The organism is Candidatus Magasanikbacteria bacterium RIFOXYB2_FULL_38_10 (assembly GCA_001783145.1).
GTDB lineage: Bacteria > Patescibacteriota > Patescibacteriia > Magasanikbacterales > UBA10003 > GWC2-40-17.
In genome coordinates this window covers 21572-32821 of the sequence record MFQT01000015.1, presented here as the reverse complement: position 1 = coordinate 32821, position 11250 = coordinate 21572, and the positions used below count along the sequence as shown (strand labels likewise).

At 51.7% G+C, this 11250-nt stretch carries 12 protein-coding genes and 1 pseudogene; 8 read left to right on the top strand and 5 right to left on the bottom strand.

The features are described from left to right. The 3 genes and pseudogenes from A2294_03600 to A2294_03590 form a co-directional block, all read right to left on the bottom strand. A pseudogene (locus tag A2294_03600) lies at positions 1-745 on the bottom strand (hypothetical protein). A gap of 2 nt (positions 746-747) precedes the next feature. Next, positions 748-1062, bottom strand: coding sequence for a hypothetical protein (locus A2294_03595; protein ID OGH85462.1), 315 nt, complete (start codon positions 1060-1062; stop codon positions 748-750). Positions 1063-1071: 9 nt separating this feature from the next. Then, positions 1072-2502, bottom strand: a complete 1431-nt coding sequence (locus tag A2294_03590; GenBank protein ID OGH85461.1) for a hypothetical protein — start codon at positions 2500-2502, stop codon at positions 1072-1074. Between the two features lie 403 nt (positions 2503-2905). Between A2294_03590 and A2294_03585 the strand changes: the two genes are divergently transcribed. After that, entirely contained in the window at positions 2906-4261 is a 1356-nt protein-coding gene (locus A2294_03585; protein OGH85460.1) for a hypothetical protein, read from the top strand. 303 nt (positions 4262-4564) lie between these two features. Beyond that, positions 4565-5866 (top strand): hypothetical protein, encoded by a 1302-nt coding sequence (locus A2294_03580; GenBank protein OGH85459.1) that lies wholly within the window; start codon positions 4565-4567, stop codon positions 5864-5866. Between the two features lie 56 nt (positions 5867-5922). Here A2294_03580 and A2294_03575 read toward each other — a convergent pair whose 3' ends face one another. After that, on the bottom strand, positions 5923-6546 hold the full coding sequence (locus tag A2294_03575; protein ID OGH85458.1) for a hypothetical protein: 624 nt from the start codon (positions 6544-6546) through the stop codon (positions 5923-5925). Between A2294_03575 and A2294_03570 the strand changes: the two genes are divergently transcribed. After that, the gene (locus tag A2294_03570; protein OGH85457.1) at positions 6538-7281 is read left to right on the top strand and encodes a hypothetical protein; all 744 of its coding nucleotides are present in this window, start codon (positions 6538-6540) and stop codon (positions 7279-7281) included. The genes A2294_03575 and A2294_03570 overlap by 9 nt on opposite strands. Here the strand turns inward: A2294_03570 and A2294_03565 are convergent. Continuing rightward, on the bottom strand, positions 7274-7528 hold the full coding sequence (locus tag A2294_03565) for a hypothetical protein (GenBank protein ID OGH85456.1): 255 nt from the start codon (positions 7526-7528) through the stop codon (positions 7274-7276). The two genes, A2294_03570 and A2294_03565, sit on opposite strands and share 8 nt — an antisense overlap. 102 nt (positions 7529-7630) lie before the next feature. On the opposite strand from A2294_03565, the gene A2294_03560 reads away from it, so the two are divergent. The 5 genes from A2294_03560 (at position 7631) to A2294_03540 (ending at position 11240) form a co-directional block, all read left to right on the top strand. Further along, positions 7631-8917, top strand: a complete 1287-nt coding sequence (locus tag A2294_03560) for a hypothetical protein (GenBank protein OGH85455.1) — start codon at positions 7631-7633, stop codon at positions 8915-8917. A 231-nt stretch (positions 8918-9148) separates the two neighbouring features. Next, positions 9149-9433 (top strand): hypothetical protein, encoded by a 285-nt coding sequence (locus A2294_03555; GenBank protein OGH85454.1) that lies wholly within the window; start codon positions 9149-9151, stop codon positions 9431-9433. Positions 9434-9455: 22 nt separating this feature from the next. After that, complete coding sequence (locus A2294_03550) at positions 9456-9767, top strand: hypothetical protein (GenBank protein ID OGH85453.1); 312 nt, start codon at positions 9456-9458, stop codon at positions 9765-9767. A 17-nt stretch (positions 9768-9784) separates the two neighbouring features. Further along, on the top strand, positions 9785-10159 hold the full coding sequence (locus tag A2294_03545) for a hypothetical protein (GenBank protein ID OGH85452.1): 375 nt from the start codon (positions 9785-9787) through the stop codon (positions 10157-10159). A 118-nt stretch (positions 10160-10277) separates the two neighbouring features. Continuing rightward, positions 10278-11240, top strand: a complete 963-nt coding sequence (locus A2294_03540; GenBank protein ID OGH85451.1) for a hypothetical protein — start codon at positions 10278-10280, stop codon at positions 11238-11240. Positions 11241-11250 lie beyond the last annotated feature (10 nt).

The following is an 11250-nucleotide window of genomic DNA, read 5'->3' as shown; positions in this document are numbered from 1 at the left end:
GATCTGCGGACGCCGCAAATGCCAGGCGCAGGCGCGACGAACACGACGCTTTGAGTTCGTCAGAAAGGCTGGCGCCTTCAAGGAATTGCCGGGCCCGGCGCGAGCGCGTCGCTTTGGCAAGCAGGCCCATTCCCTTCTTCTGCGTGAGAGCGTCCAAGGCCCACAAGACGGACGCCTCGGGATGGTCGCAGTCTAAAGCCGCGAGGGTGGTTCCTTCGAGGACGTCGATCTGCCGGGCGCCAGCGCCAAGGTGCGCCTGGCTCCCCACCCCCGTGCTGACGGCGGCGACGAGCGCCGCAATCTGATGGGCACGGATGTCCAAGGGGGTCTTGCCGAGCGCTAGCAGCGAGAGATTGAAGTGGAATCCACCCACAAAAGGGTTGAGGTAGACCACGTCGGACAATCGTTCGGGCAATTCGGCGGCAAGGCCCATGAGAAGCGTGGAGATGAGGTCACCCTTGGGGTCCAGGACAACAGTGCCTTGTCGCGACTCCTTGGCATGACCGTTGTCCGAGGCGATCTCGCCCAAGAGGGCGAGACTCGTCAGGATGGTTTTCCCGGCGCCGGAAGCGGCCAATACGGCCGAGTGCGAAGCCTGGGAGAGAGAGGGCGAGGGCCACAGCACTGGCGCGCCGGCGTTGGTCTGCCCGACGACAACGCCGACAGGTGGCGTCGCGTCCGAGGGCTTCTTCCGCCGTCCGAGGCGGCCCAGGGCCAAAGCAAGGGTGGTCGTATCCGTAATCATTGCTAGTCCCTGTCCACGCGCCATTTCATGGATGTCGGGCGTTCGCCCCACCACTTCGTGAGAGCCCGGCGGTGCCGCACGAACCTGACCACTGCCGCACCGAGGAAGATGAGGCCGACGACCAGTCCGAAGTCGGCACCGGGCAGGACCTGGTTCAACGCCCCAGCGACGACGTGCCAAAGGGCAATGGCGAAAGCCGATAAGGCCGCCACGCCGATGACCCAGCCGAATAAGCGCTTGGCCCAGGCGGCATTGAACATGACGCCAAACCCGGCTACGCACAGGAGAAGCAGGAGGATGCTGCCGAGGGTCTGCATGGCCGCCTCCTACTTGAAGATCAACGACTTGGCCGAAGCGAAGATCTTCCGGGCCAAGGCAATCGCCTGTGCGCGTACCGACGGGTCTTTTCCAGAGGGCGGCGGCATCGCGACTACGACGCTCACATCGCGAAACGCCTGTCCATCAGCGGCGTTGTAGCCGTCGTTCTCGATGAAATCCGACGCCACGACGAGGGTGACTGGCTCGCCCTGCGCAATACGGATCTGGAGATCCGCCGCGAGCGTCGCAAGGGAACTAGCGATGGGGCTGCAGCCTTGGTCGGTGGAATCCCCGGTGGCCCGAGACAGGGCATCGGACAGTTCCTGCCGTACGCGCGCAAGGTCCTGCTTGTGCCGAGGCTCGGACACCCTGCGGATTGTAGCGCGGTAGATTGGCCGCAGGCCTGTGCACTCCAGCGCAAACGCCTCAATGGAGTCGCCGTACGAAAGCGGAGTGGTGGCGAGCACCTGGTCGGCCAGTCCGGTTCCCGCAACGGAGCCGGAGACGTCTAGGACGACCGCTTTCGTTTCGGCATGGAGCCTTGCCGGAATGGTAGCGAGCAGCGCGATAACGAAGAATTTGGAGATGGCGCTGGCCACGGTCCGCCAGACCCACCTGTTGCGAATGCCCTGCTGATGGTGGGCGAAGTGACCCACTACCAAGGCATCTTGGTGATCGGCCTGCTGGCCCAAATGTGCCTGCCAAGCGTCCAGCGCCCTGTCCTGGTACGCCCCCACGTAGCTGAGCAGGGCGTCGCGCTCATGCACAAGCCGCGCAAGTACCCTTTCCGCGGCCTTGGCAGGACTGACCGTCTTGCGTCTCTCGGCGGCCAGAACCTCAAGGACGCAGGCGGCGGCGAGCGAAGCAGCGGAAAGAACCGCGCGGAGGCGCGTAGCTTCGGGCGTGTCACCGCTGGCTTCGCCAACAGTGGCCCCGGCTACCCACCCAGCAACGGCGCTGGTCGTCAACGCGACGAGGGGGCCGAAACGGCCGATGTCGAGAGCAACGATACCGACGCCCAAAGCCCACGCCCCCAACGTGCACATGACGGCGACCCCCAGCCCGGTGGCGAATTGACCGCACCAAGATTCGGTGGTGGGAATGGCGTTCGCGATTCCCCCGGCCAGGAGGAACCCATCAAATACGGTGCACGAGACAACCATGGTGAACACGAACCCCGCATTGGGCGCGGACGCCGCCGCCGCAACCTTCGAAACGACATCCGACCCCGCCGCGCGGACCAACTCGTCCAAGTCGGCGATCCGGGCGATTGCGCGCTCCACCACGTAGGGCCGGACGCGGCCCTCGTTGATGGACCCTTCAACTTGGTGATCGCGCGCGGGGGCGCGCAGCTTCATAGAGCGCGCGGCAGCCTTCTCCACGTCCTCACCGGACCCAATTTCGTGGTCAAGTCCCTGTTGCCACTGCCGATCCCGCATGATCTCCTCCCTGCGGCTGGCCCTTGACAGGCCCGGCCGCCTTGGCGTAACATGTTGATATCATTTAGGAACCGGTTTGATTCGATGGTGGATGTTCCTGTTTCGCCCTGAAGTTCCGGACCTTCAGGGGGACGCGGGAGCCAAGTTCCACCGGTCGGTCAGGACCGGGGCCGGGTCACGGGAGTTTTTCGGGCTCCCTCCGGCCAGGACGCCGTGCGACGCAACGTCGCCGAGGCACCCCTCCCACCCCAGCGCTCCAACGCTGGGGTTTTCTTATGCTATAAAACGGCTTCTTGGCTCTTGGCGAACCGGGAGAAATACTATGGCGTCAGAAGCTGTGGTAGTCTGGGTTTCCGTTTGAAGACGGGGTGAAAACAGACAGTTTCCGGGGAGCCAACGCCCGATGCCGCGGCCTGAGAACAAGCGGACTGATGTTGGTGACTATCTTGCCCAGCGTCTGCGGCAGGATCTTGCCGCCGGAGTCTCTCGGGCCTCAGTCATCAGTCAGGCTGAAGTCGACAAGAAGCAGCTTGGCGAGCTGCTTGAAAAGGGGACGGCCGGCCCGGGCACTCTCCTGAAGCTCATCTGGTACTACTTCCCAGACCCGAAGAGCGAAGGACGCCAACATTTCGTAGAGCGCTTCCACATTGCCTATCCCGGTCATCGGAAGATGAAACTGCCGGAAGAACCGCCGACTCGCGAGACTCCGGGTTTGGGCTTGGACGGCAACCTGGAGGAGATCGGACGCGTATTGCCGTATGTACAGAGCTCTGAGAAACGTTCAGGCCGGTGGCGGCTTCAGCGGATCGCCACGTTTTTGCTTCTGCCATTGAAGCCATTCCTTGGGCCGCGCAGTAGCGCTAGCCCGCGGAAGCACCTCGTGCCCACAGCCGTGACCACGGGCTTGGTTGTCGTCTCTGCCTTTATCGTCGTGGCACTCAGCCACGGTCCACAGCATGTCCACAGTGATGCCCCAAGCGGTCAGCAATCGGACGACGTCGGGGGTTCGCGTCCAGTGCTCTCGCATGAGGCTGGCCAGAGGGGCACGGCCAAGGACGCTCCGCCGAACCAACCTCCTGGGGAACTAACCCGTGAACAGGTAGTGGCCGAGGGCCAAGAGGAAGCGACGGAACTAGACTTATCACGCGCGTCGTTCACGGACCTTTATCGACTGGTCGACCAGCCCGAGACGAAGGCTTGCCTCGACTTCGTTGCCGTGTATGAGTACACGGACGAGCATATTGACAAAAAAGACGTATTAAAAAAAGACGTGGTCATGAGTTCCTGGCCTGGCCTGTCGTCGTTCAAGGATCGTGAGGGCGTCCTTCACCGCCTGACTAAGATCCGGGTGGCGTTTTTTACGAAGCGCCAGAGCGACGATGCGGCTTTAGGCAAGGAGTACTACTGTTGCCTAGGAGGCAAGTGCGGAAATGCTCTCTTCACACCGTGCTCCTACAACCCGGACGTAGTGTCGCTGGCCCAACATCCGTTACCAGGCGGGTTCCTGGGGTACCTGGTTCCGCCCGATCCGAAGACCGGTGACGCCGACCTTGTTGATGCGCCTTCCGCCGGCCACCGGAAGGGCATGCAGGTCTTTGGCAAGGCCGGACATCACCCGCCGGGAACTCGGCCAGTGCGTATCGACTACTCTAGAGGTGGCGGACTCACCCTCGCTGACGACGACAACTTGAGACTCGACGTGTTTAAGGGACCAGATCCTATTATCGGTTACGCGTGGCCGCCTGAATGCCCGAACTGACAGCCAAACCTTCGAGCCGATACTGCCCCCCTGCATCGTATCCCGGCTTCGGGCACGCTAGCCGGAAACCCTTGCACTAAGGATCTGATATCCGTATGCCTATTATGGACTTCCGGGTTCGCGGCTTGGGAGGCAGGGGAATGCGCAGTATTGCCCCCGGATCACCATGTTCTCTACTCCAGCGCCAAGCAGCCCTGCTCTCCCTGTTGCCTTTGCTACATTGTCTGATTCCTCGAGGCTACTCCTCCAGCAGTGTCTTTATTGGTCCCCATAAATGATATACAATCCGCGGGGGCGGCGCTTTTGAGAGAAAATGAATTGGGTACTGCCAATGGAGCCAATAAGTCTTCACTGACGGAAGTCATAGAGTATATTCGCAAGGCTTCTAATGCTTTTTTTAAGCGTCTCACGTACGAGCCACTCAGTGATCCGGAAATGCCTTCTATGTGGGAGTGGACCAAGGCGAAGGCGCGTTGGCTGCTTGTTGTTATATCTATCGTTTCAATTGGATCGCTCGCTTCTATTTCACTGCGATGTATATACATAGACGACTTCATCATGCTGGCCTCGAAGAAGACCGCAGTGATGGAAACTGCTGCCCAAGAGCCATCTGCTAAGATCTCCCAAGTGGAACAACGAAGTAATGCGTCAGTAGTTCCTCAAAGTATTCCGCTGATTCCGAGGTACTTGGATTGTGGTTTTTATCTCTTTCATATTATTATACTTATGGCGCTTCTGTTGTCGGCGATAAACTTGCGAGATGTCCCAACCGCCGGCGACATAAAATCGATCCACAAAGACGGCAACAAAGACGGATTCGAGAGCGCGGAGACAGCGGCAATAGCATGTCGTAACTTCCTAAGTTTCTGGCCGTTTCTCTGGGCGTGTTGGATATTTTTGTACTCTTTTTTGTTTATTAAAAGCATATGTGACGACAATGTGACGATGTTTGCGATATGCAGTGTGGCTGAAAACGTTTTTAACAACTGTACGGCTGTAATTTTTTACGCTCTATATGTTGAATTATCTGAAATAACGGTCGGCGTAGATCGCCCGTCAAAAGCCTGGATATTTGCCGTGGTTGTTGTGTTTGTTTTTGCTGCTGTAGAAGTTGCCACATCAATAATTGCAGGCGGACCAGGAGCGACTGAAGCTACGACCGCCGTTTCGGATATCTTCTCCGTTATGTCTGGGATAGCGGTAGCGGTCTGCACGGGCTTGTTCGTATTGAGAATGGGAACAAGGACAATTGACGTTCCAACCGGAGTTGTCATATTGCTTATCGTATACATTGGCATACAGCCGTTGTTCTCGATAATAGCCAATCCCCAGGGGCCGGTGCAATACATGATGGGGTCGTCGGCCGTTGTGGTGGCGCTGTACTCAAAGGTGTTTCTTCTGGGGCTTGTTTCGTGGCTTGTGGGCACCCATCGGTTGGCGTATTACATGCTGCGAGAGAGACAGGTGAAAGAAGAGGAGAGTGCGCAACGTAAGTTGTTTGTTGCATTCCTTTTACGTATAAACTCTCGCGGAAAGGAAGATGAACCGACATTGGGTGGCCCGGTGTGCGAGAAGGACACACCGCCGGCAGGAGCCATACAATAGTTGGCTTTGAGCCTTTGGGCTCAGACTGCAAAGCAGTGCTTCCGATCAGGACAGTGTCAGGATTCCTCCATGATAAACCGGATCAGCGTCCCCGTGAGGTAGAGGAAGGCTTCCACCTCGCGCCTCTCCAGGGACCTGCGAGGCGCGGTCCCGTCGCCAGCGTGACGAGCCAAGCTGTTGGCGTACTTCACATACCACCTGAACAAGTCCTTGAATTCGTCAGGCGTTCCCAGCGTTTTCAGCATGATCTCGTAGTTGCCTGCGAGGTCCTTGGAGGTACGGCCTGTCACCTTCTTGGCCAACGCTTCCATGGCTTCGTGCAAATCGGCGACGGCGTTCGGTAAAGTAGTGGTCTCGTCGGTTACTCGTCCGAAGTTCACGAGCGCACGTCTGAACGGCACAAGCACGCCTTCATACCCCTTGGCCTTCAGCCAGCGTAGGGGCTTCTCAACGACGTCCTTGTCCAGCATCTCGGCTCCAGTTCGAGAGAAGCGACCATTCTTCCAACGGATACCTAGATCCACTTCGGTCTCGCCCAGGATCGATACAATGAGGTCGTTGAAGTTACTTCTCCAGTGGGAATCTTCGAGCGCGTCGAAGATCGCCTCAAGGGCTTGCAGACATCGTACAAAATCGCCACGAACCAAGTCATCGAGAGTAAGGGCGACACGATGGCCCATGAAGTCCCTTGTGGACCACTCCTCCCCAAGTTTGTTTGCAGCGGCCCTAACGAAGTTGGACACGTCACCGTCAAAGCTCGACCCGAGGGTTGCGCAGAAGGAGTGGAAGATGACGTTAGTGATGCGGTTCAAGAACCTCCGCTTGGCCTCGTCTTGGTCCAAGTCCATACCGAAGCGTTCGTGGAAAGGCATGCCCTTTCGCTTGGCCAACGGTTTTGTTGGATAGATCCGCTTGAACACCTGATGTCCTCCCCACAGTGCCGAATGGATGATGCCGAGTTCGACCGCAAAGCGCAAGTCGCCAAAGAGGAATCCTATGCGCCAAAGAAGAAACTGCCCCGCTTCGAACGCTTGACCGGCGGAGGGGCTGGTGCTATATGCAGTTTAAGTCTATTAGCACAGAAGAAGGACGGCGACACCATGGCAACGGCAGTCGAGATCGGGAGCAAGGGGGAGCATCTGGTGGCCGCGTGGCTGAACGGTAGGGGCTACATGACGAACGTGGACACAAAGGCGCCGGGCTCGACGGACATCGAAGCCAATGGGCCAGCGAGCATCCTCGTGCAGGTGAAGACCGCAGTGCTGCCCAACACGCCCGTCAGTCTTTCGTCTGATGAACTGCGAAACATCAAGTCGCGGGCTACCAACACCAAGCGCGAAGCCTGGGAGGCGAGGGTGCAAGTGGACGAGAAGCTCAACCAGGTCGGCGAGATCCAGTGGAAGAAACTCAGCTAGAATCTTGCCCTGACACGACGTTCGAATCGGCACGCGTCTGTTCCTTCTGTGCTTCCACGAGACGTAGAACCCGACTGGCCGCAAGGGTGGATTCCTCGTCGTTGCGCTGAAAGTACTCCACGAGTCGTCGTGCACGTACCTTAACAGCGTTTCTAACTTCGTCTTGGCTTCTGAGAGATTTAAGACTACCGAATCCTTCGCCAGCAATGGTGAAGGGTTTTTTTATATACCAAGAAACCCCGGACAAGCGGCCGGGGTAGAATAAAATCCTTGCATTTTCCTATCTTGTCCAGTATAATGACTGTATTATGCTTAAAAGGGAGAATAAACATAGTATAATATAAATAATATGCTTAAAGCAACAGTTTCTAAACAAAAACAGGATAAAGAGAGGCTTCTCTCGCTTCCTTATGTTGAGAGAACTAAGGAAAAAGACGCTAAAAAGTGGCTGTCTTCTGATTTGATAAAAGTTATTCTAGGACCCCGCCGAGCAGGCAAATCCGTCTTTGCATTGATGCTTTTAAAGGATCAATCATTTGCTTATTTCAACTTTGACGACGAGTTAATTCCCGGAGAAGAAAAAATTGACCTTGATGAGTTAATGACAGAGTTAAAGCTCGCCTACGGAGAAACAAAATATATTCTTTTTGATGAAATACAGAATCTTCCAAATTGGGAGCTGTTTGTAAATCGTCTGCATCGATCCGGGTACAATCTGGTATTGACCGGTTCCAATGCATCTCTCCTTTCAAAAGAGCTGGTCACGCATCTTACCGGCAGGCATATTCCAATAGAAATATTGCCGTTTAACTTTGCGGAAATTTTGAAAGCCAGGCAGTATGAAGTTACTCCCGACAAACTTTTATTGCCTGATGAAAAAGCGAAACTGCTTGAATACTTGACGCAGTATATGACGAGCGGTGGTTATCCGGAAGTGGTCACGAAAGGCGTTGATCCGCGAGGGTATCTCGATGTGTTGTTCGATGCTGTGTTATTCAAAGACGTGGTGAAGCGCCATAAAGTGCGTTTTTCCGAACAAATAGCCAGTCTCGGTTCATATCTTATAAACAATATTTCAGGACAGTATGGTTCTAAAAAACTGGCCAATATTCTTGGCTTCAAAAGCCAGGTTACTTTGGAAAAATATGTAGGCTATCTTACGGAAGCATATTTGATTTTCCCTTTGATAAGACATTCGACAAAAGCCGGCATACGACTTCGATCATCTAAAAAAACATATGTCGTTGATAATGGTTTTGTAACGGCAAAAGCCGTACAGCATTCCCCGAACACCGGCAAACTTATGGAGAATCTTGTTTTTGCCGAGTTGGTAAAGAAAGGCAATCAGCCCGGTCACGAGTTATTTTATTACAAAACCCGGAACGACAGAGAAATAGATTTTGTGCTTAAAAAAGGATATCAGGTCACGGAGTTGATACAGGTCTGCTATGACATGACTGATCCTGATGTTGAGCAGAGAGAAATAAAAGCTCTCATTGAGGCAGGAAAAGAGTTGAATGTCTCCAAACTTACCGTATTTACATGGAATGACAAACGTGTAGTTAAAAAAAGTAATCTGGATATTCAATTCAGGCCGTTCTGGGAATGGCTTCTTGAAGATACGCAAACTTCTTAACACTATTATGCCAAAGGAAATCGCCATCAAAAACTTAATATTTGTGGATTGTGAAGGACACTGACCGGCGTCGACATTGAATGATTCGGTGTTATTTGAATTTGGCGCAGTCGCTTCGGAATTGAGCAATATTCTCGAACTCGTAACCGATGCGTGGAATTATTTTCTACACAAAGCTCTCGATGACATCTCTCCAGCCGAGAAATTATTAGAACATAAAAATAAAAACACATGATCAAAGAATACATAAAATACTTGAAAGATAACCCGCAGGGATATTGGTTTAAAGCCAAGCTTTACGGCTGGGGTTGGATGCCGGTGAAATGGCAGGGCTGGCTTATCGTAGTTGTCGGCATAGCCATTGTCGCTCTGGGTATTTATGTCGGGGACACGGATGATGCACCTGGCGCAGCTCTCTTAGGTGTTCTGTTAATGATTGCGCTCGTATGCTTTTTTGGTTACTGGAAAGGAGAAAAACCGCGCTGGCAATGGGGTTTGCCTAAAGAAAAGAAATAATAATTATTAACTTCATAAAAATATGGAAAAACATTGTGAATCTTGCGGAATGCCACTTGAGAAAAATGAAGACTTCGCCGGTGGTGATGAAAATGCCAAATTTTGTCTTTACTGTGTAAACGCCGACGGCAGTGTGAAATCCTGCGAGGATATATTCGAAGGCGGAGTGCAATTCTTTATGAGCCAAATTGGAGGCGATCGCCAAATGGCAGAAAAGGTCACCAGAAAGAATATGAACACGCAATCGTATTGGCAAGGTAAAGACTGTGAAGTTCTTAAGGGAGAGACGGCGACTGACGAGGAATTTGCCGAGACAATGAAAAAACTGAGTTAAGCTTTGAGTAAAACCTTATGTTTAATTTATCAATAACCACATTGGAGGGCAAAAAAACGATAAATTTTGCCAACAATAGCAAGGATTTTGTTGAGGTAATATTTACGATTGACGGAAAAGAAGTGAAAGAGGGTAAAGATTTATCACTGGAAACAAAAGGATACGCTTATCCACCGAAGCTTGAAAAACCAGTTAAAAAAACAAAAAAAGGCTTACCTTTGGAGTTTAGCCTCCGTGGTGGAGAAGTTGCCGCTTATATTTTTGCCGGACAAGGTAATTATAAAAATGAAGACATAGATAAACCTGCTTTTTTAAGACACAAACTTGTAGATAAGGTTATTTTTAAAAGAACCAGCGATCAGCCGATTGAAATATTAAAAATTAAATACTAACTGGATCTTGTTGTTTTAGCCGGTTTTCGACTAAAAATATTCGGATGTATTATTGGCGATGAAGTGAAAAAGGCGGCTTAAGAAGAAAAAGGTGCCAGTGAAAGCGTAAAACAAAAATATGTTTTATCCAATACAACTATTAGCCAATTGGCTAACTTATTCAGTTTTTGACATCACTCCAAAAACCTTATTAGCAGGGGCAGTTAATTTTTTTATCTTTGATATCATTAAAATATTTATTTTATTAGTGGTAATTATTTTTATTGTTTCTCTCGTTAGATCTTTTTTACCAGCAGAAAAAATTCGCAATATTCTGTCTCGTAAGCATAAATTTGCGGGTAACATTTTAGCTGCTTTATTTGGTATTATTACCCCGTTTTGTTCTTGCTCGGCCGTGCCATTATTTTTGGGCTTTGTAGAAGTAGGTGTGCCACTTGGTGTCACTTTTTCTTTTTTGGTATCTTCGCCTATGATTAATGAAGTGGCACTGGTATTATTATTTGGTCTTTTTGGTTGGAAAATTGCCGGTATATATATTGTTAGTGGTTTGGTAATCGCCATTATTTCCGGTCTGATTATTGGTAATTTTCCTGTGGAACATTTGTTGGCCGATTTTGTGCGTAAGAATCAAGCTAAAAATAGTCTACAATTACCAAAAATGAATTGGTCTCAAAGATTAAATTATGCTAAGAGTTATACTTGGGATATTGTAAAAAAAGTTTGGCTATATATTTTGGTTGGTGTAGGTGTTGGCGCTTGGATACACGGTTATGTCCCGGCTGACTTTTTAGCCCAATATGCCGGAGCAGATAAATGGTACGCCGTACCTTTGGCTGTTTTAGTTGGTATTCCTCTGTATTCCAACGCTGCTGGTTTGATTCCTTTAATAAGTGCTTTGACTGAAAAAGGCGTTGCTATCGGTACAACTTTGGCTTTTATGATGGCTGTTATGGCTTTGTCATTACCAGAGTTTATGATTTTAAAGAAGGTGATGAAAACAAAATTAATCATTATCTTTGCGTCGGTTGTAGGAATTGGAATTGTTTTTACAGGATATTTGTTTAATGCAATTATTAAGTAAATTATCTATG